Annotated in this window: 24 protein-coding genes; 8 read left to right on the top strand and 16 right to left on the bottom strand. The window is 70.5% G+C overall.

Annotated elements, in window-relative coordinates; translation table 11 throughout:
- Positions 1-60: 60 nt before the first annotated feature.
- The gene (locus ACFWBT_RS15200; RefSeq protein WP_385699950.1) at positions 61-489 is read right to left on the bottom strand and encodes a hypothetical protein; all 429 of its coding nucleotides are present in this window, start codon (positions 487-489) and stop codon (positions 61-63) included.
- Between the two features lie 248 nt (positions 490-737).
- On the opposite strand from ACFWBT_RS15200, the gene ACFWBT_RS15195 reads away from it, so the two are divergent.
- Positions 738-1,025 (top strand): SHOCT domain-containing protein, encoded by a 288-nt coding sequence (locus ACFWBT_RS15195; RefSeq protein WP_385699947.1) that lies wholly within the window; start codon positions 738-740, stop codon positions 1,023-1,025.
- 208 nt (positions 1,026-1,233) lie between these two features.
- Here the strand turns inward: ACFWBT_RS15195 and ACFWBT_RS15190 are convergent, their stop codons facing one another.
- Complete coding sequence (locus ACFWBT_RS15190; protein ID WP_385699944.1) at positions 1,234-1,725, bottom strand: NUDIX domain-containing protein; 492 nt, start codon at positions 1,723-1,725, stop codon at positions 1,234-1,236.
- A 172-nt stretch (positions 1,726-1,897) separates the two neighbouring features.
- Positions 1,898-2,983 carry an ADP-ribosylglycohydrolase family protein gene (locus ACFWBT_RS15185; protein ID WP_385699942.1) on the bottom strand — a complete coding sequence of 362 codons (1,086 nt, stop codon included), beginning with the start codon at positions 2,981-2,983 and terminating at the stop codon, positions 1,898-1,900.
- A gap of 268 nt (positions 2,984-3,251) precedes the next feature.
- Between ACFWBT_RS15185 and ACFWBT_RS15180 the strand changes: the two genes are divergently transcribed.
- The gene (locus ACFWBT_RS15180; protein ID WP_385699941.1) at positions 3,252-4,403 is read left to right on the top strand and encodes a glycerate kinase; all 1,152 of its coding nucleotides are present in this window, start codon (positions 3,252-3,254) and stop codon (positions 4,401-4,403) included.
- A 158-nt stretch (positions 4,404-4,561) separates the two neighbouring features.
- Here ACFWBT_RS15180 and ACFWBT_RS15175 read toward each other — a convergent pair whose 3' ends face one another.
- Entirely contained in the window at positions 4,562-5,809 is a 1,248-nt protein-coding gene (locus ACFWBT_RS15175) for a PucR family transcriptional regulator (protein WP_385699938.1), read from the bottom strand.
- Between the two features lie 180 nt (positions 5,810-5,989).
- Here ACFWBT_RS15175 and ACFWBT_RS15170 point away from each other — a divergent pair, with 180 nt between their 5' ends.
- The 5 genes from ACFWBT_RS15170 to ACFWBT_RS15150 all read left to right on the top strand — a co-directional run bounded on the left by ACFWBT_RS15170 (position 5,990) and on the right by ACFWBT_RS15150 (position 10,939).
- On the top strand, positions 5,990-6,796 hold the full coding sequence (locus tag ACFWBT_RS15170) for an ABC transporter ATP-binding protein (RefSeq protein ID WP_385699957.1): 807 nt from the start codon (positions 5,990-5,992) through the stop codon (positions 6,794-6,796).
- 85 nt (positions 6,797-6,881) lie between these two features.
- A complete protein-coding gene (locus ACFWBT_RS15165; RefSeq protein WP_385699954.1) occupies positions 6,882-7,667 on the top strand; it encodes an ABC transporter ATP-binding protein in 786 nt (261 codons plus the stop codon).
- Entirely contained in the window at positions 7,664-8,554 is an 891-nt protein-coding gene (locus tag ACFWBT_RS15160; protein ID WP_266763814.1) for a branched-chain amino acid ABC transporter permease, read from the top strand. The genes ACFWBT_RS15165 and ACFWBT_RS15160 overlap by 4 nt, the downstream gene beginning before the upstream one ends.
- Positions 8,547-9,680, top strand: a complete 1,134-nt coding sequence (locus ACFWBT_RS15155; protein ID WP_385699935.1) for a branched-chain amino acid ABC transporter permease — start codon at positions 8,547-8,549, stop codon at positions 9,678-9,680. The genes ACFWBT_RS15160 and ACFWBT_RS15155 overlap by 8 nt, the downstream gene beginning before the upstream one ends.
- Positions 9,677-10,939, top strand: a complete 1,263-nt coding sequence (locus tag ACFWBT_RS15150) for an ABC transporter substrate-binding protein (protein ID WP_385699932.1) — start codon at positions 9,677-9,679, stop codon at positions 10,937-10,939. Before ACFWBT_RS15155 ends, ACFWBT_RS15150 begins: the two co-directional genes overlap by 4 nt.
- A gap of 67 nt (positions 10,940-11,006) precedes the next feature.
- On the opposite strand, the gene pssA is transcribed toward ACFWBT_RS15150, so the two are convergent.
- From pssA to ACFWBT_RS15105, 9 genes are all read right to left on the bottom strand, one after another.
- Positions 11,007-11,825, bottom strand: coding sequence for a CDP-diacylglycerol--serine O-phosphatidyltransferase (gene pssA / locus ACFWBT_RS15145; protein WP_266765926.1), 819 nt, complete (start codon positions 11,823-11,825; stop codon positions 11,007-11,009).
- Positions 11,826-11,847: 22 nt separating this feature from the next.
- Positions 11,848-12,495, bottom strand: coding sequence for a phosphatidylserine decarboxylase (locus tag ACFWBT_RS15140; protein WP_385699929.1), 648 nt, complete (start codon positions 12,493-12,495; stop codon positions 11,848-11,850).
- Positions 12,496-12,665: 170 nt separating this feature from the next.
- Positions 12,666-13,871: an acyl-CoA dehydrogenase family protein gene (locus ACFWBT_RS15135; RefSeq protein ID WP_385699927.1), complete on the bottom strand. Its 1,206-nt coding sequence runs from the start codon at positions 13,869-13,871 to the stop codon at positions 12,666-12,668.
- Between the two features lie 2 nt (positions 13,872-13,873).
- Complete coding sequence (locus ACFWBT_RS15130) at positions 13,874-14,401, bottom strand: MaoC family dehydratase (protein WP_261705053.1); 528 nt, start codon at positions 14,399-14,401, stop codon at positions 13,874-13,876.
- A 5-nt stretch (positions 14,402-14,406) separates the two neighbouring features.
- The gene (locus tag ACFWBT_RS15125) at positions 14,407-15,381 is read right to left on the bottom strand and encodes an HpcH/HpaI aldolase/citrate lyase family protein (protein ID WP_385699924.1); all 975 of its coding nucleotides are present in this window, start codon (positions 15,379-15,381) and stop codon (positions 14,407-14,409) included.
- Positions 15,378-17,426 carry a protein meaA gene (locus ACFWBT_RS15120; protein ID WP_385699922.1) on the bottom strand — a complete coding sequence of 683 codons (2,049 nt, stop codon included), beginning with the start codon at positions 17,424-17,426 and terminating at the stop codon, positions 15,378-15,380. Before ACFWBT_RS15120 ends, ACFWBT_RS15125 begins: the two co-directional genes overlap by 4 nt.
- Before the next feature lie 9 nt (positions 17,427-17,435).
- Positions 17,436-18,773, bottom strand: a complete 1,338-nt coding sequence (gene ccrA / locus ACFWBT_RS15115) for a crotonyl-CoA carboxylase/reductase (RefSeq protein WP_385699919.1) — start codon at positions 18,771-18,773, stop codon at positions 17,436-17,438.
- 474 nt (positions 18,774-19,247) lie between these two features.
- A complete protein-coding gene (locus ACFWBT_RS15110) occupies positions 19,248-20,060 on the bottom strand; it encodes a TetR family transcriptional regulator (protein WP_385699916.1) in 813 nt (270 codons plus the stop codon).
- Between the two features lie 136 nt (positions 20,061-20,196).
- Entirely contained in the window at positions 20,197-22,002 is a 1,806-nt protein-coding gene (locus ACFWBT_RS15105; RefSeq protein WP_385699914.1) for a 3-hydroxyacyl-CoA dehydrogenase family protein, read from the bottom strand.
- 369 nt (positions 22,003-22,371) lie between these two features.
- Between ACFWBT_RS15105 and ACFWBT_RS15100 the strand changes: the two genes are divergently transcribed.
- Positions 22,372-22,950, top strand: a complete 579-nt coding sequence (locus ACFWBT_RS15100) for an adenylosuccinate lyase (protein WP_385699911.1) — start codon at positions 22,372-22,374, stop codon at positions 22,948-22,950.
- Positions 22,951-23,127: 177 nt separating this feature from the next.
- Here ACFWBT_RS15100 and ACFWBT_RS15095 read toward each other — a convergent pair whose 3' ends face one another.
- Genes ACFWBT_RS15095 through ACFWBT_RS15085 form a run of 3 tightly spaced genes read right to left on the bottom strand, consistent with a single transcriptional unit; the run spans position 23,128 to position 25,703 of the window.
- Positions 23,128-23,664 (bottom strand): GNAT family N-acetyltransferase, encoded by a 537-nt coding sequence (locus tag ACFWBT_RS15095; protein ID WP_385699909.1) that lies wholly within the window; start codon positions 23,662-23,664, stop codon positions 23,128-23,130.
- Complete coding sequence (locus tag ACFWBT_RS15090; RefSeq protein WP_385699906.1) at positions 23,661-24,059, bottom strand: RidA family protein; 399 nt, start codon at positions 24,057-24,059, stop codon at positions 23,661-23,663. Before ACFWBT_RS15090 ends, ACFWBT_RS15095 begins: the two co-directional genes overlap by 4 nt.
- A gap of 60 nt (positions 24,060-24,119) precedes the next feature.
- Positions 24,120-25,703, bottom strand: coding sequence for an alpha/beta hydrolase (locus ACFWBT_RS15085; protein ID WP_385699903.1), 1,584 nt, complete (start codon positions 25,701-25,703; stop codon positions 24,120-24,122).
- Positions 25,704-25,834 lie beyond the last annotated feature (131 nt).

The raw sequence follows: 25,834 nt of genomic DNA, 5'->3' as shown, positions 1-25,834 counted from the left end.
CACCTCGGTGCGGGGCCGCTGCCGGTCGGAGCGCGCTGAGGAAGCGCGGCCGGTCAGGTTCTAGTCGGTACGGGCGTCCCGGCCGGACCCGACGCACAGCGCCCAGATGACGAAGGCGTCGATGGCGATCAGAACGCTGGCCCACACAGGGGAGTACGGGAGCCACATGAAGTTGGCGATCATGGCCAGGCCCGCCAGGGTGATGCCGACGATGCGGGCCCACAGCAGTCCGCGGAACACGGCGATGCCGGCGAGAACGACCAGGACGCCGAGGGTGAGGTGGATCCAGCCCCAGCTCGTGAGGTCGAAGCTGTAGGCGTAGTTGCGGGTGGTGACGAAGACGTCGTCCTCGGCAATGGCGGCGATGCCCTGGAAGATCGCCATCGCACCGCCGAAGATCATCATGACCCCGGCGAAGGCGGTCCAGCCGGACACCCACGCGCCCGAACTGCCGGCGGTTCCCTGCCGGTGCGTACCCGTCGTAGCCATTGCGAGCTCCTTCTGATAGACCTCGCCACCGATCGGGTGACGGTCGGTGGCCACATTTCAGCTTGCCACGAGAATGACGGACCGGCAGATCGTCGGAAACCGCGCCGGTCGGGGCCGAGACCGATGTGCGGGGGAATGCGTACGGTGCTCCAATGGACCTGTCCGGTGCGCCGGGAATTCGGCACACCGAGAGGGATCGAATCCCTTGAGGGGCATTCCCTTCGCCTCGTGCCTGAAAGGAAACCACCGTGCCAGGTCTCCTCCGCGGGGTCGCCCGCACCGCCGTCGTGGCCGGTACCGCCACCGCCGTCTCGAACCGTGTGTCACGTCGTCAGCAGGGGCGATGGGCTCAGCAGGAAGCCCAGCAGCAGTACCAGGAGCCGCCGCCCGCCGCTGCGCCCCCGCCCCCGCCCGCCGCGCCGGCGGACGACATGACCAGCAAGATCGATCAGCTGAAGCAGCTGGGGGACCTCAAGGCCCAGGGCGTCCTCACCGAAGCCGAATTCGAGGAACAGAAGCGCAGGATCCTCGGCTGACCCGCGCACGATCCTCGACGGGAGACCAGAACGCGGGCCCGGCGGCCGAGGGGGTGAGCCCTCGGCCGCCGAGGCATGGCGCGCGCCGCGGTCCCGCGTGTGAGGCGGGCGCACACGGGCACGCCCGGGGCCACCGGGGGTCAGGTCCCTGTGCCGGGTGGCCCAGGGGCAGGTCGCTGTGCCGAGCCCCGCGCGTCCTGCGCCCGGGTCAGCCCACCCGGTGGCCGTTCTCCAGTTCCGCCGTCCCCGAGCCGTTCGCCAGGACGTCGAGTCCGGCGAGCACACGACGGCCCAGCGCGCCCGGCAGATACGCGGCCAGTTCCTCGCGCGGCACCAGCCGCCAGGACAGCAGCTCCTCCTCCTGCAGGCGGATCGCCTTGAGTTCGTGCTCGCCGAGCACTCCGCCGTCGTACAGATACGCCACCAGCGGCGGGCGCCCCGGCCCCTGGACCCAGTCGACGGCCAGCAGCCGTCCGAGCTCCACGTCGAGGCCGATCTCCTCGGCCGTCTCGCGGCGCGCACCCTGCCGGGGGCTCTCCCCGGCGTCCGACTCCACGGTTCCGCCCGGCAGCGCCCAGCCCTCGCGGTAGTTCGGCTCGACGAGCAGTACCCGCCCCTCGGCGTCGAGGAAGAGAGCGGCGGCCCCGGCGAGGACACGGGGCAGACCGGCGATGTATGCGGCGAAGTCCGAAGTGGTCACCCAGGAAGGGTATCGAGCGCGTCCCGACGTTCCCCGGACGCGGATGCTCCCCGGACTCGCTGCCCGGCCGCGCGCGGATACACAAGGGAGCGAGCCGGGGCACCGACTCCAACACCCTTCGGACGTACGGCACTTCGGCCCCCGCGGTCAGGACGAACCGGCCCGCCGCACGCTAGATCCGGGCTCCGGCCCCGACTTCCGCCAACGCGACCGTGCGCGACGCGAGCTCGCTGATCCGTACCCCGTCGAAGCCGAACACCGCGCTGCGGACGGTGTCTTCCAGCGGGTCCTTCCACTGCGCGGGAATCGCTTCCGCCCCGCACAGGACGCCCGCGACGGAGCCGGCGGTCGCGCCGTTGGAGTCGGTGTCCAGGCCGCCGCGGACGGTCAGCGTGATCGTGCGCGTGAAGTCGCCGTCGCCGTACAGGAGCCCGGCGGTCAGGACCGCCGCGTTCGGGACCGTGTGGATCCAGCCCATCCCGGCGGTCTCCTCGGACACCGTGGTGAGCGTGTCCTCCCAGGTCATCCGGGTCTCGTGAAGCGTGAGCACCCGGCGTACGGTGCGGGCCAGGCGGCTGCTCGCGGGGATCACGGTGAGTGCCGTGTCCAGCGCGTCCCGGACGGACGGGGCGGTGAAGGCCGCGGAGATCAGCGCCGCCGCCCACATCGCGCCGTACACGCCGTTGCCGGTGTGCGAGAGGACGGCGTCCCGGCGGGCCAGCGAGGCGGCGCGCTGCGGCAGCCCCGGGCAGGTCCAGCCGTAGACGTCGGCGCGGATCAGCGCGCCGATCCACTCCTGGTACGGGTTCTCGTAGGTCGCTGTCAGCGGGGGTTTCAGACCCTGGGCGAGGTTGCGGTACGCGGCCCGCTCCGCCGTGAACGTCTGGAGATAGGGCAGGCGCAGCAGCCACAGGTCACCCACCTGTTCGGTGCTGAACGAGAAGCCGTGCGTCTCCAGGAGGTCGAGCCCGAGGATCGCGTAGTCCACGTCGTCGTCACGGCAGCTGCCGTGGATGCGGCCGCGCACGCAGCTGCGCCACTCGGGCCGCAGCTCGAACTCGCCGCCGGGGGCGTCCTCGGCGGGCGCGGGGAGGTAGTCGGTCAGGGGCAGGGCCGCGGCCTGCCGCAGATAGCGGTCGATCCGGTCCCGCGTCCAGTGGTCGCCCTGCTCGACCGGCTTGCCGAGCATGTTGCCCGCGATCCGGCCCAGCCAGCCCCCGAGGACGCGGTCGGCGATGTCTGTGCCCACAGGGGTCATGGCTCCGGTCTACCCAATTCCGGGCGGGGATGCTCGCTGGGGCACGGAAGCGGGCGCTCCGGGCGCCCTCGACGCCGCCGATGCCACGCACCCGGGAGCGTCGGCAGCGGGCCGCCCCGCAACCCGTCCCGGAGCCCGCCCCGTAGCCCGTCCCGCAGCTCGTCCCGCGGGCTGGGCGGGGCATGACGGCGGGGGCTTCCTCCGGTTAAGGTCGCAGCGGCGCGACTGCCTTGACGTGTGCAAGGCCCGGAAGCAAGGGGAATGCAAGGTGGCGGACGCTGCAGTGAATCGGACCCCGCGTGTGCTCATCGCCGCGGACAAGTTCAAGGGATCGCTGACGGCCGTGCAGGTCGCGGAGCGGGTGACGGCCGGACTGCGCCGGGTCGCGCCGCGGGTCGAGGTCGAGTCGCTGCCCGTGGCCGACGGTGGTGACGGCACCGTCGACGCGGCGGTCGCGGCCGGATTCGAGCGCCGCGAGGTGCGCGTCGCCGGACCGCTGGGCGACGAGGTGACCGCCGCGTACGCGCTGCGCGGTGACATCGCGGTCGTGGAGATGGCCGAGGCGAGCGGGTTGCAGCGGCTGCCCAAGGGCGTCTTCGCCCCTCTCTCATCCTCGACGTACGGCTCCGGGGAACTGCTGCGCGCGGCACTGGACGCCGGTGCGCGCACCATCGTCTTCGGCGTGGGCGGCAGCGCGACGACGGACGGCGGCGCGGGCATGCTGTCCGCGCTCGGCGCGCGTTTCCTCGACGCGCGCGGTGAGCCGGTGGCTCCCGGCGGCGCGGCACTGCGTGACGTGGAGACCGCAGATCTGTCGGGCCTGGACGACCGGCTCTCCGCGGTCGACCTCGTCCTCGCCAGCGATGTGGACAACCCGCTGACGGGCCCCAAGGGCGCGCCCGCCGTGTACGGCCCCCAGAAGGGGGCGGGTCCCGACGACGTGGCGACGCTGGACACCGCGCTCGCCCACTTCGCGACCGTCCTGGAGAAGGCGATCGGGCCGAAGGGGGCCGGGTACGCCTCCGCGCCCGGCGCGGGCGCCGCCGGCGGCATCGGCTACGGGGCTCTGGTGCTCGGCGCCCGCTTCCGGCCCGGCATCGAGGTGATGCTCGAGGTCCTCGGCTTCGCGGTCGCGCTGGAGCGCGCCACGCTGGTGATCACCGGTGAGGGGTCCCTCGACGAGCAGACGCTGCACGGAAAGGCGCCCGCGGGGGTCGCGGCGGCCGCCCGTGCCGAGGGCAAGGAGGTCGTCGCGGTCTGCGGCCGCCTCGCGCTCCCGCCGGAGGCGCTCGGCAGGGCCGGCATCCGGCGGGCGTATCCCCTCACCGAGGTCGAGCCCGACATCGCGAAGTGCATCTCCGACGCGGGGCCGATCCTGGAGCGGGTGGCGGAGAACATCGGCCGGGACTTCCTGGTCTGAGGCCCGAGGGGTTCGTCGCCCCTTCGGCCCCCAGGGCGGTCCGCCGCCCTGCTCTGTCGCCTGTCGCCTGTCGCCGGACGCCTGATGGCTGTCGCCTGTTGTCGGACACCTGTCGTCGGGCGCCTGACGGTTGACGACAGGCGTCCGACGCCGCCGTCTCACCGTCCCGTCCCCATCCCCATCCCCGTACCCGTCCCCGCGACCGCCCTCGTGCCTGCCAGCCGGTAGGCGTCCAGGGCCAGGGTCATCTCGATCAGGTCGCGGGGGCGGGCCAGTGAGCGGGACGTCAGCTGCTCCAGCCGGCGCAGGCGGTTGAAGACGGTGTTCCGGTGGCAGTACAGGCGTCCCGCGGCCCGTCCCGCGGACCCCTCGCAGGCCAGCCACATGTCCAGCGTCTCGATCAGCACGGCCCGGTCGCCCGGTTCGAGCTCCAGCAGCGCGCCGAACACGTCCGACACCAGCCGGTCCGCCAGCTCCGGCTGGCTGACGACGAGCGCCGTCGGCATCCGCTGATCGAGGCGTACGACGGCGGTCGCTTCCGGCGGACAGGTGCGCAGCGCCAGCTCGGCCCACCGCCGCGCCCGGCCCAGCTCGCCGAGTCCCGAGACCACGGGGCTGATACCGCCCGGACCCGAGCGCCGTCCGTCGAGCAGCCGGGCCACCGCGTCCAGGCCCTGGTCGGCGTCCAGCGCCACCACCCCGATCTCGCAGTCGGCCCGCATCCGCCAGATGAACCGCAGCCCCGCCCCCAGCATCGGCCGGACGCAGCCGTCCCGTCCGTCGTGGCGCTCCGTCCGCAGCACCACGACCGCGTACGGTCCGTGCTCGGGCAGATCGAGCCCGGCGGCCGCCCGTGCCGCGAGCCCCGGTGCCTCCTGGCCCTCCAGCAGAGCGTCGAGCAGGGCCTGCAACTGCTCGTCGGTGCGCCGCCGTAACTCCCGTTCGGTGGCTAGGTAGGACTCCGACGCGGTCGTGGCCTGCGCGTCCACGGCCGACCAGACCATCGTGGCGCACCGCATGAGCACCGCGAGGCGCTCGGGCTCCCGGCTCGCCGCGCTCTCCATCAGCGCGTCCCACACCAGATAGCCCGCGGCACGGTAGGCGTGTACGAGGAGTTCGAGCGGCAGCCCCTGCTGGGCCCGCCGCCGGCCCGCCGCCTCGGCGTGTTCCAGATCGCGGCGTGGTGAGTCCCGCGGCGCGGAGATCGCCTGGATGCCGATCCGCGTCGCGGTCTCCGCCTCCCGCCACTGCTGGTCGTACGGCAGCACCTGTCCGTAGACGGCGGAGTACTCGGTGAGCTGCCTGACGTGCTCGTCGACGAGCTCGGGCAGCCGGTCCAGCAGAGCCGTACACGACTCCGCGAGCAGCTTCCAGTCATGACCGGTCCGCGGTCTGCGCCCTCCCATGGCCGGAGGATGCCACCCGGAGACGGGGTCGCACAGGCCCCTGACACGCGGTGTTGTGCGCGTGCACAACGGGCGGGCGCCACCGCTGGGCTCCCGCCGCGTTTCGGCCGTACCCCGTGGACGGGGGTGTCCGCCGGTGCTGAGGTGAGCGCCACACCGAGCAAGGACAAGGGAGGTGCCATGGGCGGTTCCGCTCTGCTCGTGCGGGAACTGTCGGTCGGATACGGCCCCGTACGCGCGCTGCGTCACGTGTCGTTGGAGGTTCCCGAGGGAACCGTGGTGACGGTCCTGGGCGGCAACGGCGCGGGCAAGTCGACGCTGCTGCGGGCGGTGTGCCGGACCCTCTCCTTCCACGGAGGAGCGGTCACCGGCGGCACGGTCACGCTGGGCGGACGACCGCTGGACCGGCTGGCGCCGGACCGGGTGGTGGCCGCCGGGGTGTCCCAAGTCCCGGAAGGGCGGCGGGTGTTCAGCCGGATGACGGTCGCGGACAATCTGCGCGCCGGAGCGCTCGGCGGCACCGGCAGCCGAGTGGACCGGGCACGCGCACTGCGGCGCGTGCACGACCTGTTCCCGGTCCTCGCCGACCGCGCCCAGCAGCGCGCGGGACTGCTGTCCGGCGGTGAGCAGCAGATGCTCGCGGTCGGCCGGGCCCTCATGGGCGCCCCCAAGGTGCTGCTGCTGGACGAACCGTCCCTCGGGCTCGCCCCGCTGATGGCCGCGCGGATCGCCGACACCGTGCGGGAGATCAACGAACAGGGCACCTCCGTCCTGCTCGTCGAACAGAACGCGGCCCTCGCGCTGCGACTCGCCTCCAGGGCCTACGTCCTGGAGGTCGGCGAGGTGACCCTGTCCGGCCCCGCGGCCGAGCTCGCCGCCTCCGACGAGGTGCGGCGTCGCTATCTCGGCGTGGTCGACGAGGACGCCGCGGCCGACGGGGCACCCGCGCGCGACGGCCTCCCGTCCCTGTCCCGATGGAAGGGGTGAACCCACCGTGGAAGAACACCACAGCGCGGCGACACACGCCGCCGCCGAGACCGCCGGGGTCACCGGGACCGCCGTGGCCTCCGACATCCCGCCGCTCGCCGTCCGGGACGTGACGGTCCGGTTCGCGGGACTGACCGCGCTCGACGCGGTGAGCTTCACCGTGCGACCGGGCACCGTACACGCCCTCATCGGCCCGAACGGTGCCGGGAAATCCACCTGCTTCAACGTGCTGTCCGGTGTCTGCCGGCCCGCCGCCGGAAGCGTCCGCCTCGGGGAGCACGAGCTCACCGGCCTGCCGCCGCACCGGATCGCGGGGCTCGGGGTGGCCCGAATCTTCCAGAACCTCGCCCTGCCACCGCACGCCACCGTCGAGGACTGTCTGCTGCTCGGCCGTCACCGGCTGACCCGCGCCGGATTCCTCGCCGCGGGGCTGCGGCTGCCCGCGGCGGCGCGCGAGGACCGGCGGCACCGCGAACGCGTCCGCGAGATCGCCGCGTTCGTGGGTCTGGAGGAGCAGCTCGGCCGGCCCGCCGGTTCGCTCCCGTACGGGCAGCAGAAGCTCGCCGAGCTCGCCCGGGCCCTGTGCATGGAGCCGCGGGTCCTGCTCCTGGACGAGCCCGTCGCGGGCATGACCGCCGACGAACGGCGCCGTACCGCCGCGGTCGTCGCCGGGGTCCGCGACAGCCTCGGCATCTCGATCGTGCTGGTGGAACACGACATGGGGGTGGTCATGCGGCTCGCGGACTCGGTGACCGTACTGGACTTCGGGCGCCTTATCGCCGACGGCGCCCCCGGAGACGTACAGAACGATCCGGCGGTGGTGCGTGCCTATCTGGGCGAGCGCGCCGAGCCAGAGGAGACCGCGTCATGAGCACCTTCGTCGAACTCCTGCTCAACGGCCTGTCCATGGGCTCGGTCTACGCCCTCATCGCCCTGGGCTTCGTCGTCATCTTCCGGGCCACCGAGGTCGTCAATTTCGCGCACGCCTCCCTGCTGCTCGCGGGCGGCTATGTCACCGCGACCCTCCACGACGACATCGGCTTCTGGCCCGCCCTGCTCGCCGGTGTCGCGGGCGCCGCGCTGGTGGGGGCCGCCGTGGAGTTCCTGGTGATGCGCCGCTACCGGGGCTCCGACCAGAGCGTCCTCGCCATCGTCACCATCGGCGTCGACATCCTGCTCACCACCGAGCTGACCCGCCGTATCGGCACGGACGTCCTCGCGCTGGGCGACCCCTGGGGCAACGCCGTCCTCACCGTCGGGCCGGTCTCCATCGCCCACACCCGGATCGCGGCGTTCGTCGCGGCGGCCCTGCTCATCACGGCCTTTCTGCTGGCCTTCCGCTACACGTCCTGGGGCGTGGCGATGCGCGCCGCCGCGGAGAGCCCGGAGACCGCGGCCCTGATGGGGGTCCGGCTCGGCCGGGTGTCCCTCGGGGCCTGGGCGGTGGCGGGCGGCCTCGCGGCCGTCGCCGCGCTGTTCCTGACCGTCTTCCCGACACCCGGCCTCGAACGCGCCACCTCGCTGGCCGCGCTCAAGGCGTTCCCCGCGGCGATCCTCGGCGGCCTCGACTCGACGACCGGCGCGCTGGTCGGCGGTCTCCTCGTCGGGGTCACCGAGTCCCTGGCCACCGGCTACCAGAGCGACCTCACCTTCCTCGGGCGCGGCCTCGGCGATCTCGCGCCCTATGTGGTCATGGTCGCGATCCTGCTCATCCGGCCCGCCGGGCTGTTCGGTACGAAGGAGCTCGCCCGTGTCTGAGGTCCTCACCCGCGACGAGGCGGGCAGCGCGCCCAGGACCGCTCGCCACCGCACGGTCCGGCTGCCCGGCACCCGGACCGTCCTCCGGGCCGCCGGAGCCGTCCTGCTGCTGGCGCTGCCGTTCTACCTCGACCGCTTCTGGCTCCAGGCCGGTCTGTTCGCGATGGCCGCGGCGATCGGCGCGATCGGCCTCAACCTCCTCACCGGAGCGACCGGGCAGCTCTCCATGGGGCACGCCTTCTTCCTCGCGGTCGGTGCGTACGGCTACTGCGTGTTCGCGGCCGACGGGGGCGACGGACTGACCGGTCTGGGGCTGCCGACCTGGCTCGCGGCCGTGCTGGCCGTGGCCTTCTCCGGAATCGCCGGCGGTGTGTTCAGCCCGATCGCGGGGCGACTGCGCGGCGCCTACCTCGGCATCGCCACGCTCGCCCTGATCTTCATCGGACAGCACGTCCTGTTCAACGCACGGGACGTGACGGGTGGCTTCAACGGCCGCGACGTACCGCCGCTGAGCCTCTTCGGCCTCACCTTCGACGACCGTGAGCTCGTCGTCGCGGCGGTGCCGTTCGGCTCGGCCGAGAAGCTCTGGTACGCGGGTCTGGTGCTGCTTCTCGGCTGCGGGCTCTTCGCCCGCGGGGTGCTGCGCGGGCGACCCGGCCGGGCGATGAACGCGATCCGCGACCACCGGATCGCGGCCGGGGTGATCGGCGTACCCGTCGCCCGCTACCGCGCCGCCGTCTTCGTCCTGTCCTCGATGTACGCGGGCCTGGCGGGGGTGCTGCTCGCCCTGGTCTTCCAGCGCACGGTGCCCGACTACTTCGGGATCACGCTCTCGCTCGAATACCTCGCCATGATCGTCATCGGCGGGCTCGGCTCGGTCGCCGGGGCGGTGGTGGGGGCCGTCTTCGTCTCGCTGCTGCCGCAGCTGCTGACCCGCTACAGCGACGCGCTGCCCCTGGTCTCCGACCCGGGCACGGGCGGGATCGCGCCCGGCGAGGCGGCCCGGTACCTGTACGGCGCCGCCGTCGTGGCGGTGGTGCTCTTTCTTCCGGGCGGCCTGGTCAGGGTGGCCGCCCGGCTTCGCGTCAAACCCCGTCCCGGGGCCACTCCAGGGGAGGAACGATGAGAACGACACACACGGCGAGGCTGGCCGCGGGGGCGCTGGCAGCCCTGCTCGTGCTGGCCGGCTGCAGCTCCAAGGCCAAGGACGACGGTGACGGCAAGCAGGCGGCCGGCGGGGTGAAGACCGGCGAAGGGATCTCGGGCAAGACGATCGGGCTCGGGGTGCTCACCGACATGACGGGCGTCTACGCGACGCTCGGCAAGAGTGTCACCCAGGCCCAGCAGCTCTATGTGAAGCAGACCAACGCCGCCGGCGGCGTCTGCGGCTACAAGCTGGCGCTGACGGTCCGCGACCACGGCTACGACCCGCAGAAGGCCGTCTCCGGCTACACGGAGCTGGCGCCGAAGGTGCTGGGCTTCACCCAGTTCATCGGCTCGCCCTTCGTCGCGGCCGTCAAGCAGCGCATCGACGGCCAGGACAAGGCTCTGGTCCTGCCGCAGGCCTGGTCGGCCACCCTGCTGGGCAGCCCCTACATCCGGCCCATCGGCTCCACGTACGACATCGAGACGATCAACGCGATCGACTTCCTGATGAAGGAGAAGGGTCTCAAGAAGGGCGACAAGATCGGCCATGTGTACTTCGAGGGGGACTACGGCGAGAACGCCCTGACGGGCTCCCGGTACATCGCCAAGCAGGCCGGGCTCAAGGTCGTCGAGCAGAAGATCAAGCCGACGGACAACGACATGACCGGCCAGGTCGTCGCGCTGAAGAAGGCCGGGGTGAAGGCCGTCGTGATCAGTGCGGGACCGCGGCAGGCGGCCTCGCTCGTCGGGGTCGCGGCGGCCGGCAAGTTCAATGTGCCGATCATCGGCAACAACTCGGCGTTCGCCCCGCAGCTCCTCGGCACCGCGGCCGCCCCGGCCCTGGAGGCGAACTACTACGTGGCCTCGCCCTCGCTGCCGATCGGGGCGGACACCCCGGAGGCGAAGAAGCTGGTCGCGGACTACAAGGCCGCCTATCCGAAGGACTCCCTGGACAACGGCGTGGTGGCCGGCTGGACGGCCGCGTCGGCGTTCGGCGAGGCGCTGAAGAAGGCCTGCGCGGCCAAGGACCTCACCCGCGAGGGCGTCGACAAGGCCCTGCTGACCATCGACGCGTTCGACCCGGGGTTCGGCATCACCCAGGACTTCACCGACCCGAAGGCCGCGTCCTCGAAGGAGAGCGTCATCCTGCAGCCCGCCAAGGACGCGGTGGGCGGTATGAAGGTCGTCCGTGAGGCCGAGGCCTCGTCCGTCGCCGAGGGGTACACACCCGGCGGCTGACCTCCCCCGCTCACGAGGAAGGGCCCCGAACCGTGTGGTTCGGGGCCCTTCCGCTGCGTACGGGGTGTTACGGGAGCTGCGCGGCTCGTGCCTCACGCCGGTTGCCCCGGAAGTTGTTCACCCGGCGGGCCGTGGCGAACAGCGGGATCACCGCGCCCATGACGAGCTGCAGCGCACAGCCGGTCTGGAGGAGCAGCTGGCCGCCCGGGGCGTCGAACGCCCACGCGGCCAGGAGACCCATCGAGAGCACGATCCAGGAGAGCATCGCGACCGCGAGGCGACCCCGCGGCTTGGGGTACTCGACCCGGCTCACCATCAGCCAGGCGGTGCCGATGATCGCCATGAGCGTGGCGGCGAACGGCAGCTCGAGCAGCACGATGGAGACCACCGTCAGCGCGCCGAAGGGGCTCGGCATGCCCTGGAACGTGCCGTCCTTCACCGTGACGCAGGAGAATCTCGCGAGCCTCAGCACCACGGCCAGCAGCACCACGATCGCTCCGACCGCCGCCACCTTCTGGTACGCGTCGTCCGCGACCATGCCGTACACCAGGACGAAGTACGCCGGTGCCAGGCCGAAGCTGATCAGGTCGGACAGGTTGTCCAGCTCGGCGCCCATGGGGGAGGAGCGCAGCTTGCGGGCAACCAGGCCGTCGAACAGGTCGAAGACCGCGGCGCAGAGCATCAGGATCACGGCCGTCGCGGCGGAGTGACGGGCCATGCCCGACTCGTCGCTGCCCGTGAGGTGCGGGATCAGGATGCCGGTGGTGGTGAAGTACACCGCCATGAAGCCGCACGTGGCGTTACCGAGGGTGAGCGTGTCCGCTATCGAGAGGCGGAGCGAGAGGGGCATCTCCTCCTCGTCGTCCGCCTCGTCGGCCTCCGGCACCCAGCCGGCCTGTGTCTCGGGATCAATCACGGTCAATTCGAGTCACCCCAGCCACGGTCTTCTGACCGACCTCCACGTCGACCTCGACACCCTCGGGGAGATAGATGTCCACACGCGAACCGAAGCGGATCAGGCCGATCCGGTCACCCTGCTCGACCTTCGTGCCCTGAGGGATGTAGGGAACGATGCGGCGGGCGACCGCGCCGGCGATCTGGATCATCTCGATGTCACCGAGCTCGGTGTCGAAGTGCCAGACGACGCGTTCGTTGTTCTCGCTCTCCTTGTTGAACGCCGGAACGAACCCACCTGGGATGTGCTCGACCGACGTCACCGTGCCGGAGAGAGGCGCGCGGTTGACGTGGACGTTGAGCGGGCTCATGAAGATCGCGACGCGGGTGCGTCCGTCCTTCCACGGCATGACGCTCTGCACCACACCGTCGGCGGGCGAGATGACACGGCCCTGGGCGATCTCGCGCTCGGGGTCGCGGAAGAACCACAGCATCCCGGCCGCGAGCGCGGTGGCGGGTACGGCCACGGCCTTGGCCGCGCCGGAACGGCGCGAACGGGCCAGGCTGAGTGCTGCGGTGGCAACGGTCGGGAGAAGCCACGGCGATGCTCCGCGCGCGAGGCGGACCCGGCCGCGAGGTGCAGAGGTTTGGCTGTGGGGCATGGATGACCTTCGTAGCGGATGATGCCGCGCTCGAACGGGGGACGGCGGCTTTCACGCGATCGTACCGGTCGCAGACCGCAACTGGGCAAGCCAGGAAGCGGAGTCGACGGCTGAAGAGTGTTGACGGGGTGTGATCTTCTTCGCGAAGAAAACACCCCGAACCCGGACATCTAGCCCTGGAGTCGATACTCTTCGAGCAGTCGGCGCCCGATGATCATTTTCTGGATCTCGGCGGTACCTTCGCCGATCAACAGCATCGGCGCCTCACGGTAGAGGCGCTCGATCTCGTACTCCTTGGAGAAGCCGTAGCCGCCGTGGATCCGGAACGCATCTTCGACGACCTCCTTGCAGTATTCGGAGGCGAGGTACTTCGCCATCCCTGCTTCGAGGTCGTTTCGTTCCCCGGAGTCCTTTTTGCGTGCTGCGTTCACCATCATTGCATGGGCGGCCTCGACCTTGGTAGCCATCTCGGCCAGCTTGAACTGGATCGCCTGGTGCTGGGCGATCGGCTTGCCGAAAGTGTGACGTTGCTGGGCATAGGAGACGCCGAGCTCAAATGCACGCTGAGCGACGCCGCAGCCACGAGCGGCGACATTGACGCGGCCGACCTCGACTCCGTCCATCATTTGGTAAAACCCTCGGCCCGTGGTGCCGCCGAGGATCCGATTTTCCGGAATGCGCAGTCCGTCCATGATGAGTTCGGTGGTGTCGACCCCCTTGTAACCCATCTTGTCGATCTTCCCGGGAATGGTGAGGCCGGGTCGGACCTCTCCGAAGCCGGGCTCCTTCTCCACCAGGAAGGTCGTCATCGACTTGTGGGGCGCCGTGCCCTCGGGGTGTCCTTCGTCACTTCGGACCAGAACGGCCACCAGATTCGCCGATCCACCGTTCGTCAGCCACATCTTCTGGCCGTTCAGGACGTACTCGTCGCCGTCCTTCACCGCCTTCGACGTGATCGCCGACACATCCGAGCCGAGCGCCGGCTCCGACATCGAGAACGCGCCACGCACCTCGCCGAGCGCCATGCGCGGCAGGAAGTGGTCCTTCTGCTCCTGCGTGCCGTGCTGCTTGAGCATGTACGCCACGATGAAGTGGGTGTTGATGATGCCGGAGACCGACATCCAGCCGCGGGCGATCTCCTCGACGCACAGCGCGTACGTCAGGAGGGACTCGCCCAGGCCGCCGTACTCCTCGGGGATCATCAGCCCGAAGAGGCCCAGCTCCTTGAGGCCGTCGACGATTTCTTGCGGGTACTCGTCGCGGTGCTCCAGCTCGGTCGCGACCGGGATGATCTCCTTGTCCACGAAGTCGCGGACGGTGGAGAGGATCTCCCTCTGGACGTCGGTCAGACCGGCGGTCTGGGCGAGTCGCGCCATGACTACTTCTCCGTCTTCTTCTCCGCGGGTGCGGTGAGTTCGGGCCGGCCGGGCTGCTCGCCGCCGCGCTCCTTGATGTACGTCTCGGTGGGGACCATCACCTTGCGGCGGAACACGCAGACCAGCGTGCCGTCCTGCTTGTAGCCCTTGGTCTCGACGTAGACGATCCCGCGGTCCGACTTGGACCGGGAGGGGGTCTTGTCGAGGACCGTGGTCTCGCCGTAGATCGTGTCGCCGTGGAAGGTCGGCGCCACGTGCTTCAGCGACTCGACCTCCAGGTTGGCGATCGCCTTGCCCGAGACGTCCGGCACGGACATGCCGAGGAGCAGCGAGTAGATGTAGTTCCCGACGACGACGTTCTTACCGAAATCGGTCGTCTTCTCCGCATAGTTGCTGTCCATGTGGAGCGGGTGGTGGTTCATGGTCAGCAGACAGAAGAGATGGTCGTCGTACTCCGTGACCGTTTTCCCGGGCCAGTGCTTGTAGACCGCCCCGACCTCGAACTCTTCGTAGGTGCGTCCGAACTGCATGGTGCTCAGGCCTCCGGGGCTTCGAACTTGGACGTGCGCTGCATGCCGGCGGCCCGGCCCTTGCCCGAGATGACGAGCGCCATCTTGCGGCTGGCCTCGTCGATCATCTCGTCGCCGAGCATCGCGGAGCCCTTCTTGCCGCCCGCCTCGGACGTGTAGTAGTCGTACGCGTCCAGGATCAGCTCGGCGTGGTCGAAGTCCTCCTGCGAGGGGGAGAAGATCTCGTTGGAGGCCTCCACCTGGCCCGGGTGCAGCACCCACTTGCCGTCGAAGCCGAGCGCCGCGGCGCGCTGGGCGACCGCGCGGTAGCCGTCGATGTTGCGGATCTGCAGGTAGGGACCGTCGATCGCCTGGAGATTGTTGGCGCGCGCGGCCATCAGGATCTTCATCAGGATGTAGTGGTAGGCGTCCGCCGGGTAACCGGGCGGCTGCTCGCCCACGACCAGCGACTTCATGTTGATCGACGCCATGAAGTCGGCCGGGCCGAAGATGATCGTCTCGACGCGCTGGGAGGCAGTGGCGATCTCGTTGACGTTGTTCAGGCCCTGGGCGTTCTCGATCTGCGCCTCGATGCCGATCTTGCCGACCTCGAAGCCCATCGTCTTCTCGATCTGCGTCAGCAGCAGGTCAAGGGCCACGACCTGCTCGGCCGTCTGCACCTTCGGCAGCATGATGCAGTCGAGGTTCTGCCCCGCGCCCTCGACGACCGTGACGACATCGCGGTACGTCCACTCGGTCGTCCAGTCGTTGACGCGCACGACCCGCGTCTTGCCGGTCCAGTCACCCTCGTTGAGGAACTTGACGATGGTGTGCCGGGCCTCGGGCTTGGCCAGCGGCGCGCACGCGTCCTCCAGGTCGAGGAAGACCTGGTCCGCCGGGAGCCCCTGCGCCTTCTCCAGGAAGCGGGGGTTGCTGCCGGGCACGGCGAGACAGGAGCGCCGCGGGCGAAGGCGGTTGACCTGGGGAACAGGGCTGGTCATGCGGGGACCTCCAGGGGGTCGAGCTTGTTCGCTTTCCGGATCTCGTCGACGATACGGCCGATGATTCCGGTGATGTCGAAGTCCTTCGGGGTGAAGACCGCGGCCACTCCTGCGGCCCGCAGCTGTTCGGCGTCGGCGTTCGGGATGATCCCACCCGCGATCACCGGGATGTCGCCCGCGCCGGCCGTGCGCAGCTTCTCCAGGACGTCCGGCACCAGCTGGGCGTGCGAGCCGGACAGGATGGACAGGCCCACGGCGTGCACGTCCTCGGCCACGGCCGCGTCCACGATCTGCTCCGGGGTGAGCCGGATGCCCTGGTAGACCACCTCGAAGCCGGCGTCACGGGCCCGCACGGCGATCTGCTCGGCGCCGTTGGAGTGACCGTCCAGGCCCGGCTTGCCCACCAGGAAGCGGAGCTTGCCGACGTTCATGTCCTTCGCGGTCAGCTCCACCTTGCGGCGCACCAGGGCGAGCCCGGTGCCCTCCTCGGCGGTGACCGCGACGGGCGCGGACGAGACACCGGTCGGGGCGCGGAACTCGCCGAACACCTCGCGCAGGGCCCCGGCCCACTCACCGGTCGTGACACCGGCGCGGGCGCACTCCAGGGTGGCCTCCATGAGGTTGGCGGTGCCCTTCGCGGCCTCCTTCAGCCGTTCCAGTGCCTTGCACGGGCGCGGGTGGTTGAAGGGCGGCTGGTAGCGCGTGTCCCGCCAGTTCTGGAGCGCGGAGATCACCCGGGCCTCGACCGCGGGGTCGACGGTCTGGATCGCCGCGTCCAGGTCGGCCGTGAGCGGGTTGGGCTCGGTCGACTCGTAGATGTTGACGCCGACGATCTTCTCCTTGCCGGACTCGATACGGCCCCGGCGTTCGGCGTGCGAGGAGACGAGCTGCGACTTCAGATAGCCGGACTCGACGGCGGCCATGGCGCCGCCCATCTCCTCGATCCGGTCGATCTCGGCCAGCGACTCCTCGACCAGGGCCGCCACCTTGGCCTCGACGACGTGCGAGCCCTCGAAGATGTCCTCGTACTCCAGCAGGTCGCTCTCGTGCGCCAGCACCTGCTGGATACGCAGCGACCACTGCTGGTCCCACGGGCGGGGCAGGCCCAACGCCTCGTTCCAGGCAGGCAGTTGGACGGCGCGCGCACGAGCGTCCTTGGAGAGGGTCACGGCCAGCATCTCAAGGACGATCCGCTGGACGTTGTTCTCCGGCTGGGCCTCGGTCAGACCGAGGGAGTTGACCTGGACGCCGTACCTGAAGCGCCGCTGCTTGGGGTTCTCGATGCCGTACCGCTCGCGCGTGATCTTGTCCCAGATCCGCCCGAACGCCCGCATCTTGCACATCTCCTCGATGAAGCGGACGCCCGCGTTCACGAAGAAGGAGATACGGGCCACGACATCGCCCTTGCGGTCCTCGGCGATCTGCCCGGACGCGAACACCGCGTCCAGGACGGCGATCGCGGTGGACATCGCGTACGCGATCTCCTGGACCGGCGTGGCGCCCGCCTCCTGCAGGTGGTAGCTGCAGATGTTGATCGGGTTCCACTTGGGGATGTGGTTGACCGTGTACGTGATCATGTCCGTCGTGAGACGGAGGGAGGGCACCGGCGGGAAGACGTGCGTCCCCCGCGAGAGGTACTCCTTCACGATGTCGTTCTGGGTCGTCCCCTGGAGCTTGGTGATGTCGGCGCCCTGCTCCTCGGCGACGACCTGATAGAGCGCCAGCATCCACATGGCGGTGGCGTTGATGGTCATCGAGGTGTTCATCTGCTCCAGGGGGATGTCCTGGAACAGCCGGCGCATGTCACCGAGGTGCGAGACCGGCACGCCGACCCGGCCGACCTCGCCGCGGGCGAGGATGTGGTCGGGGTCGTAGCCGGTCTGCGTCGGCAGGTCGAAGGCCACGGAGAGACCCGTCTGCCCCTTGGCGAGGTTGCGCCGGTACAGCTCGTTGGACGCCTCGGCCGTGGAGTGGCCGGCGTACGTGCGCATGAGCCACGGCCGGTCCTTCTCCCTGCGCACCTCTGTGGTCTGACGCTCTGTCATGGGTGGACCTCAGATGTTCCGGAAGCGGTTGATGGCGTCGATGTGCTGGGCGCGCTTCTCCTCGTCACGCACACCCAGGCCCTCCTGGGGCGCCAGCGCGAGCACGCCGACCTTGCCCTGGTGGAGGTTGCGGTGCACGTCGTAGGCGGCCTGCCCGGTGTCCTCCAGGGAGTAGACCTTGGAGAGCGTGGGGTGGATCTTGCCCTTGGCGACGAGGCGGTTGGCCTCCCAGGCCTCGCGGTAGTTCGCGAAGTGCGAGCCGATGATCCGCTTCAGCGACATCCACAGGTAGCGGTTGTCGTACTCGTGGTTGTAGCCGGAGGTCGAGGCACAGGTGACGATGGTGCCGCCCTTGCGGGTGACGTACACCGAGGCGCCGAAGGTCTCGCGGCCCGGGTGCTCGAAGACGATGTCCACGTCCTCGCCGCCGGTGAGCTCGCGGATGCGCTTGCCGAAGCGCTTCCACTCCTTGGGGTCCTGGTTGTGCTCGTCCTTCCAGAACCGGTAGTCCTCGGCGTTGCGGTCGATGATCGCCTCGGCGCCCATCTTCCGGCAGATGTCCGCCTTCTGCTCGCTGGAGACGACGCAGATCGGGTTGGCGCCGCCGGCGAGCGCGAACTGCGTGGCGTACGAGCCGAGTCCGCCGCTCGCGCCCCAGATCAGCACGTTGTCGCCCTGCTTCATGCCGGCGCCGTTGCGGGAGACCAGCTGCCGGTACGCGGTGGAGTTCACCAGTCCGGGAGCGGCGGCCTCCTCCCAGCTCAGGTGGTCCGGCTTCGGCATCAGCTGGTTGGACTTGACGAGCGCGATCTCGGCGAGGCCGCCGAAGTTGGTCTCGAAGCCCCAGATGCGCTGCTCGGGGTCGAGCATCGTGTCGTTGTGCCCGTCGGAGGACTCCAGCTCGACGGACAGACAGTGCGCGACGACCTCGTCGCCGGGCTTCCAGGAGTTCACTCCCGGACCGGTGCGCAGGACGACGCCCGCGAGGTCCGAGCCGATGATGTGGTACGGCAGGTCATGGCGCTTGCTGAGGTCGCTGAGCCGTCCGTAGCGCTCCAGGAAGCCGAAGGTCGACACCGGCTCGAAGATCGACGTCCAGACCGAGTTGTAGTTCACGGAGGAGGCCATGACGGCCACCAGGGCCTCGCCGGGGCCGAGCTCCGGCACCGGCACGTCGTCCAGGTGGATCGACTTGCGGGGGTCCTTGTCGCGGCTGCTGAGCCCGGTGAACATCTCCGTCTCGTCCTTGTGCACGGTGATCGCGCGGTAGGACTCGGGGAGCGGAAGTGCGGCGAAGTCGGCGGACGTGGCCGTCTGCGACTGAATCGCGTCCAGGATTTCCTTCACGGTGTTGCCTCCGGCGATGCGCGTCCGAGGGAGACGCTGAGGGTTACATCGGTGCTGTTGCTGAGGGGTGTGCCGTCGGTTCGGCGGAGGTGGTGCTGTGGCAGCGCTGTGGTTGGCGCAGGAGGTTGCCTGTGACGCAGGCGTCCGGGCGCGCAGGCCATGGTGCTTGCGGGGACAGCCGGCGTACGAAGGGTCTCTGCACGCCGGCCGCCCGGACACATTCAACGTATGGCACGCCGTGTCACCTGACAAGGCACGGAGTGCCAGAAGTTGCGCTCAGGTGAAATCTTTACGTAACACGTGAGCGATGATCGATCAGATCGGGTACAAAAACGCCCAGATCAGGACGCAAAAAACGCCGGACGCGCTCGAATTGAGCACGTCCGGCGAAGGGGCCCACCCGTCCGGCGAGTGTGAACGGGCGGTGTTGCCGAGAGTGGGTGTGAGGGGCTGGCGTGGCGGGCGAGGGGGCCGCTAGGACCGTTCCTTGAGCGCCTGCTCGATGGTGCGCATCACCTGGTCCAGGGGCGCGTCGACACGGGCCACGGTCACCAGCACGTCCCCCTCGGTGAAGGACGAGGCCGGCGCCGGTCGCGGCGCGGTCTCCCGTCCCGCGCCGATTCCCGTGCCGAACGTCTTGCGGACGATGGCGAAGGCGTGGTCCAGCTGCGTCTCCACGTCGCCCTGAGCGCCGGCCCGCAGCCAGCGCCGCAGGACGTGGTTGTGGGCCGTGACCACGGCCGACGCGGCGACCTCCGCGAGCAGCGGATCGTCATTGGCGTCGTCGTCGTGCGCGTGCTCGTCGAAGTGGCCGAGGAGGTAGCGGGTGAAGAGCCGCTCGTAGCGGGCCACCGAGGCGATCTCGGCCTCGCGCAGCGTCGGCACCTCGCGCGTCAGCTTGTAGCGCGAGACGGAGATCTCCGGCTGGGCCGCGTACATCTTCATGACTTCCTTGATGCCCCGGCACACGGTGTCGAGCGGATGCTCGTGCGCGGGCGCCGCGTTGAGCACCGCCTCCGCCCGGGTCAGGGTGTCGTCGTGATCGGGGAAGATCGCCTCTTCCTTGGAGCGGAAGTGGCGAAAGAACGTGCGGCGGGCCACCCCGGCCTGGGCCGCGATCTCGTCCACGGTGGTCGCCTCGTACCCCTTGGCCGCGAACAGCTCCATGGCCGCAGCCGCCAGCTCCCGGCGCATCTTGAGCCGTTGGGCCGCCGCGCGACTGCCGGCGGCACTCTCCGGCGCGTCGGGCGTGGCTGGTGTACGTGAGGACTTGGCGGGCTGGGGCATGACCCGAACGTACTGCATGTGCGCAGGAGAGCGCGCATGTCCGGGGATCCCCCCGCCCGGGAAGGGCGGGGGGTTTCCGGCGGGGTCGAGCAGTCCGCCCCAGTCGGCGTCGTCCGCGAACCAGTCGCCCGGACGCTCAGCGGCGGGCATATTCGCGGAAGCCGCGGCCCGTCTTGCGGCCGAGGCAGCCCGCGGCCACCAGGTGCTCCAGGAGCGGCGCGGGGGCCAGGCCCGGGTCGCGGAACTCGCGGTGCAGGACCTTCTCGATGGCCAGCGAGACGTCGAGCCCGACCACGTCGAGCAGCTCGAAGGGGCCCATCGGGTAGCCGCCGCCCAGCTTCATCGCAGCGTCGATGTCGTCGAGCGAGGCGTAGTGCTCCTGCACCATCTTGATCGCGTTGTTCAGGTACGGGAACAGCAGCGCGTTCACGATGAAGCCGGCGCGGTCACCGCAGTCCACCGGGTGCTTGCGGATCTTCGCGCAGACCTCGCGCACGGTGGCGTGCACGTCGTCCGCGGTCAGCACGGTCCGCACGACCTCGACGAGCTTCATCGCCGGGGCCGGGTTGAAGAAGTGCATGCCGATCACGTCCTGCGGGCGCGAGGTGGCGCGGGCGCAGGCGACGACGGGCAGCGAGGAGGTGGTGGTGGCGAGGATCGCGCCGGGCTTGCAGACCTTGTCGAACGTGCCGAACAGCTGCTGCTTGATCTCCAGGTCCTCGGCGACCGCCTCCAGCGCCAGATCGACCTCGGCGAAGTCGTCGTAGCTGCCGGTCGGCGTGATCAGCTCCAGGGTCCGCGCCGCCGCCTCGGCCGTCATCCGGCCCTTGTCGACGGAGCGCGAGAGCGACTTGCCGATACGGGCCTTCGCGGTCTGCGCCTTCTCCTCGGTACGGGCCGCGAGGACGACCTCGTACCCGGCCTTCGCGAAGACCTCCGCGATACCGGACGCCATCGTGCCGGAGCCCGCGACACCCACCGAGCGGATCGTGCGGCCCTCCGCCAGGGCGGCGCCCTCCAGCGGCGTCAGCGCGTCCCGCACGACAGCGTCGCTGCCCGGGACCTCGTACGAGTAGAAGCCGCGGCCGGACTTGCGCCCCGTCAGACCCGCCTCGCTGAGCTGCTTGAGGATGGGCGCGGGGGCGTGCAGCCGGTCGTGCGACTCGGAGTACATCGCCTCCAGGACCGTCCGCGCGGTGTCCACGCCGATCAGGTCGAGCAGCGCGAGCGGGCCCATGGGCAGCCCGCAGCCGAGCCTCATCGCCGCGTCGATGTCCTCGCGGGAGGCGTACTTCGCCTCGTACATCGCGGCCGCCTGGTTGAGGTAGCCGAAGAGCAGTCCGTCGGCGACGAAACCGGGGCGGTCGCCGACCGCGACGGGCTCCTTGCCGAGTTCGATCGCCAGGTCGGTGACCGCGGCGACGGCCCCCGGCGCGGTCAGCACCGAGGAGACGACCTCGACGAGCTTCATCGCGGGCGCCGGGTTGAAGAAGTGCAGGCCGAGCACGCGCTCGGGGTGGGCCGAGTCGGCGGCGAGGCGCGTCACGGACAGGGCGTTGGTGCCCGTCGCGAGGATCGCCTGGGGTCGCACGATGGTGTCGAGAGCCCGGAAGACCTGCTGCTTGATGTCGTACGACTCCGGCGTCACCTCGATGACGAGGTCGGCGTCGGCGGCGGCCGCGAGGTCGGTGAAGGTGCGGAAGCGGGCGAGGGCGTCCGTGCGCTCCTGCTCGCTGAGGTGCTCGCGGCGCACGGCGCGGGCGGTGGAGGCTTCGAGGGTGGCCACGGCCTGGGCGGCCGCGGCTTCGCTGATGTCGATGCCGATCACGTCGCGGCCGGCCCGGGCCAGGACTTCGGCGATGCCGGTGCCCATGGTGCCGAGGCCGACGACGGCGACGGTCTTGAGCGGGGACAGAGGGGTGTCGGACAGGGGAGTGGCCATCGCGGGACTCCTGGAAGAGGGTGACGACTGAGGAGCGCACGCGGGTACGCCGACGGGCGCACACAGTGCGAAGGTTGCGGGTGTTGCCGGGCTGACGAGCGCACACGCCCGGTGCCGTCCCCGAGCGCCGTCGAACGGGCGCCCATGGGCGGTGAAAGTCGACCGGCCCTGTCCCGGAGCCAGGTCGTACTGCGGTACCTGAGGTACCGAACCGACTGCACTCGCGGTGGCTGCGTCACCAGGCCACCGTGAGTTGGATGCGAGTGGGTAACTCGCTCGTCTGAGCTTAACCCGCCAGTAACGAGCGCGCCAGCCCCTGACTTTGTGATGTACGTCCCCGCACCTCACGGGCCTGCATAGGCTCGGCCCATGGACGAAGCGTTGCGATCCCTCACGGAGCGTTTACGGACCGAGGCCGGGGCCTCGGCGGCGTACGAACGGCTTGCGGCGACCGAGGACCCGGACGCGCTGGCGGCGGCGCTGACCGAGCCCGGACAACCACTCTGGGCCCGGGAGTTGGTCGCCTTCCGGCTCGGCACTGCCGGGGACCGGCGGGCCTTCGAGACGCTCGTCCTGCTCCTCAACCACCGTGATCCGCAGCGCTGCGCGTCCGCCGCCCACGCCCTGGCCCGGCTCGGCGATCCGCGCACGGCCCGCGCCGCGGCGGCGCTCGCCACGAACGAACTGCGGGTCGCCTACGCGCTCCAGCCCGTACGGCTCCTGGTCGAACTGCGCGCCCCGGAGGCCGTACCCGCGCTGATCACCACCCTGGAACGCAGACTCCGCCCGCACGACCCCCACCGCAAGGTCGCCCTCGCCTGCGCGGAGGGTCTGGGCGCCCTGGGCGACGTCCGCGCGAGAGTCGTCCTGAACGAGGCCCTGGCCCACCCGGCGCTCGCGGAGACGGCCGTCCGCGCGCTGGCCCGGCTGCCCAAGGAGCGGCACTAGGCGCACGTGACCGTACGTCCGCCCGCTCACGTCGGTCGGCGTGCGTGTGCCGGCGCACCTCGCCCGCCGTCAGGCCGGACCCGCGGTCCGTGGGTCGAGTCCGGCGTGAGCCCGGACGTGGCGTCCTTCCTCGGCGGCAGCCCGAACCGGTCGGCCGTCGGGCGAGCCCGGAGTCCGTCAGCCGAGCCCGGTGCCGGTCAGCACGCGCGCGTAGCGCACCTCGGGCACCGCGGACCCGCCCGCCTCGAAGGGCTCCTCGGCGCCGTCGGGGCGGAAGCCGGCCCGTTCGTAGAAGAGACGGGCCGGGGTGTTCTCCCTGAGGACCCACAGCAGCATCCGCGCGTACCCGGCGGCCGCGCAACGGTCGGTGGACTCCCGCAGCAGGGCGCGCCCGACCCCCTGGCCCAACAGGTCGGGTTGTACGTAGATGGCGTACAACTCGACGTCTCCGGCGCGCACTTCGCTGGCGCGGTGTGGTCCGTGGCAGGCCCAGCCGACGACGCAGCCGTCATGCTCGGCGACCAGGTTCACGACGCTGCCGTCGCCCTGTTCGAGGCGGCGGCGGTGGCGCGCCGCGTCCTCGGCCACGCTGAGCCCGTCCAGGTACGACTGCGGTATCAGGCCCTTGTACGCGCTCTGCCAGCCACGCACCCGGATCTCGGCCACGCGCGGACAGTCGTCGAGGGTCGTCTCACGGACCCGCGGCCCGCTCACGCGCCGACCACCGCGTACGCCTCGATCTCCATCAGGAACTCGGGTCGGATCAGCGCGGCGACCTGGACCGCCGAGGCGGCCGGAAGGCGGTCGGCCGGTATGTGCGCGGCGCGGGCGGCCCGGATCGCGGGCATGTGGGCCATGTCCGTGACGAAGAAGGTGAGCTTGACGACGTCGTCGAAGGTGGCACCCGCCGCCGCCAGGCACCGGCGCAGATTCTCGAAGACCTGGCGGGCCTGCGCCTCGGCGTCACCCGCGCCGACGAGCTTGCCGTCCTCGTCCAGGGGGAGCTGGCCCGACACGGCGACGAAGCGGCCCGTGCCCGTCACGACGTGGGAGTAGGCGGCGGCGGGAGCGACCCCGTCGGGGGCGGAGATACGCGTCGGCTCACTCATGGGTCCATCGTGGACCATGGGTCCGACAGCGCCCCCGACGGGTCGCGGTCCGGGGGCGGTTCAGCCCCGGTAGCCGAGCAGTCCGTGCAGCGCCGAACCCCGTGAGGAGCCGGTCGCCGCCTTCGCGCTCAGCGGCTTCGGGTCGGGCAGTGCCTTGCACACCGCGTCGACCTCGCCGTCGCCGTGCGGCACCTTGCCGTTGGTCAGATACGTCGCCAGGTACTTGTCCAGGCAGGCGTTGCCGCTCAGCGTGATGCCGTGGTTCCCTCCGCCCTGCTCGACCACCAGGCTGGAGCCGCGCAGCTGGTGGTGGACGGTGACACCGCCCTCGTACGGGGTGGCGGCGTCGTTGGTCGCCTGGAAGAGGAGTGTCGGCGGCAGGTGGCGGTTGGAAATGTCCACCGGCCGGAGCGAGTCCGTGGGCCAGAACGCGCACGGAGCGTTGTACCAGGCGTTGTTCCAGGCCATGAACGGCGCTTTGTCGTACACCGCCCAGTTGTCCTCGCGCCACTGGTGCCAGTCGCGCGGCCAGGACGCGTCACGGCACTGCACGGACGTGTAGACGCTGTAGCCGTTGTCGCCCGCGGCGTCGACGGCGGCGAAGTTGTCGTACGCCTCCACGAGCGGGTCCGAGTCCTTGCTGTTCACATAGGACGCGAACGCCTGGGCGAGGTAGGGCCAGTAGCCGTTGTAGTAGCCGCCGGGGATGAACGTGTCCTCCAGTTCGGAGGCGCCCACCGTCTTCTGCGCGGGGTTCTTGGCGAGCGCCGCGCGCATCGCGTACCACTTGGCCTCGACCTTGGCCGGATCGGTGCCGAGCTTGTAGGCGGCGTCGTTCTTGGCGACCCAGGCCAGGAACGCCAGGTGACGGTCGTTGAAGGCGTAGTCCTGGCTGATGTTGTCGTCGTACCAGACGCCGGTGGGGTCGACGATGGAGTCGAGGACGAGCCGGCGGACCCGGTCCGGGAAGAACTTGGCGTAGACGGCCCCCAGGTAGGTGCCGTACGAGTAACCGAAGTAGTTGATCTTCTTGGCGCCGAGAGCGACGCGGATCGCGTCCATGTCCCGGACCGCGCTCCCGGTGTCGAGGTACGGCAGCAGGTCCGCGTACTTCGTGCCGCACGCCTTGGCGAAGGCTCTGGCGCGGTGGAGGTTGGCCTTCTCGATGGCCCGGGTGCTCGGTACGGAGTCCGGACGGACGGGCTTGAAGTGCCCCGGCTCGCAGTCCAGCGCGGGCTTGCTCCTGCCGACGCCTCGCGGGTCGAAGCCGATGACGTCGTACTGCGCCGCCACGGCCTTGGGCAGGGAGGAGGCGACGAATCCGGCCAGCGTGAGCCCGCTGCCGCCGGGGCCGCCCGGGTTCACCAGCAGCGGTCCCTGGTACTTCTTCGCGGTGTGCGGGACGCGGGACAGGGCGAGGCTGATCCGCTTGCTGTAGGGGTTCGCGTGGTCCAGCGGCACCTTCAGGGACGCGCATTGCAGCGTCGGATAGTTGCTGGTACCGCACTTCTTCCAGCTGAGTTTCGGGGTCTGGGTGGTGCGCGGTGCGGTCGCGGAGCCGGCGCTCGCGTCGGCGGGGACCGACGTGATCATCCCGGCCAGTACGGCGGCCGCTCCGCACAGAGCAGCTGCGCGTTTCTTCACAAGGCCTCCCAGGACGGAGGATTTTGAGCCGTGCACGCCACGGCCTTCGCCGTATCGTCCCGGAGAGGGGCCCCGGAGGAACGCGTTCCGGCAAGACTCGACCCGATTGGATCGCGGGATGCCCTCGGATG

The organism is Streptomyces sp. NPDC060027, from assembly GCF_042737005.1.
Lineage (GTDB): Bacteria > Actinomycetota > Actinomycetes > Streptomycetales > Streptomycetaceae > Streptomyces.
Note: the sequence above shows the minus strand (reverse complement) of the source record. Positions and strands in the feature narration are given on the sequence as shown.

Excerpts from the sequence above, each read along its gene's own strand:
- ACFWBT_RS15200 (WP_385699950.1), bottom strand. The coding sequence starts at position 489 with ATGGCTACGACGGGTACGCACCGGCAGGGAACCGCCGGCAGTTCGGGC.
- ACFWBT_RS15185 (WP_385699942.1), bottom strand. The coding sequence starts at position 2,983 with ATGACCCCTGTGGGCACAGACATCGCCGACCGCGTCCTCGGGGGCTGG.
- ACFWBT_RS15175 (WP_385699938.1), bottom strand. The coding sequence starts at position 5,809 with ATGGGAGGGCGCAGACCGCGGACCGGTCATGACTGGAAGCTGCTCGCG.
- ACFWBT_RS15170 (WP_385699957.1), top strand. The coding sequence starts at position 5,990 with ATGGGCGGTTCCGCTCTGCTCGTGCGGGAACTGTCGGTCGGATACGGC.
- ACFWBT_RS15160 (WP_266763814.1), top strand. The coding sequence starts at position 7,664 with ATGAGCACCTTCGTCGAACTCCTGCTCAACGGCCTGTCCATGGGCTCG.
- ACFWBT_RS15150 (WP_385699932.1), top strand. The coding sequence starts at position 9,677 with ATGAGAACGACACACACGGCGAGGCTGGCCGCGGGGGCGCTGGCAGCC.
- ACFWBT_RS15140 (WP_385699929.1), bottom strand. The coding sequence starts at position 12,495 with ATGCCCCACAGCCAAACCTCTGCACCTCGCGGCCGGGTCCGCCTCGCG.
- ACFWBT_RS15135 (WP_385699927.1), bottom strand. The coding sequence starts at position 13,871 with ATGGCGCGACTCGCCCAGACCGCCGGTCTGACCGACGTCCAGAGGGAG.
- ACFWBT_RS15130 (WP_261705053.1), bottom strand. The coding sequence starts at position 14,401 with ATGCAGTTCGGACGCACCTACGAAGAGTTCGAGGTCGGGGCGGTCTAC.
- ACFWBT_RS15125 (WP_385699924.1), bottom strand. The coding sequence starts at position 15,381 with ATGACCAGCCCTGTTCCCCAGGTCAACCGCCTTCGCCCGCGGCGCTCC.
- ACFWBT_RS15120 (WP_385699922.1), bottom strand. The coding sequence starts at position 17,426 with ATGACAGAGCGTCAGACCACAGAGGTGCGCAGGGAGAAGGACCGGCCG.
- ACFWBT_RS15110 (WP_385699916.1), bottom strand. The coding sequence starts at position 20,060 with ATGCCCCAGCCCGCCAAGTCCTCACGTACACCAGCCACGCCCGACGCG.
- ACFWBT_RS15105 (WP_385699914.1), bottom strand. The coding sequence starts at position 22,002 with ATGGCCACTCCCCTGTCCGACACCCCTCTGTCCCCGCTCAAGACCGTC.
- ACFWBT_RS15100 (WP_385699911.1), top strand. The coding sequence starts at position 22,372 with ATGGACGAAGCGTTGCGATCCCTCACGGAGCGTTTACGGACCGAGGCC.
- ACFWBT_RS15090 (WP_385699906.1), bottom strand. The coding sequence starts at position 24,059 with ATGAGTGAGCCGACGCGTATCTCCGCCCCCGACGGGGTCGCTCCCGCC.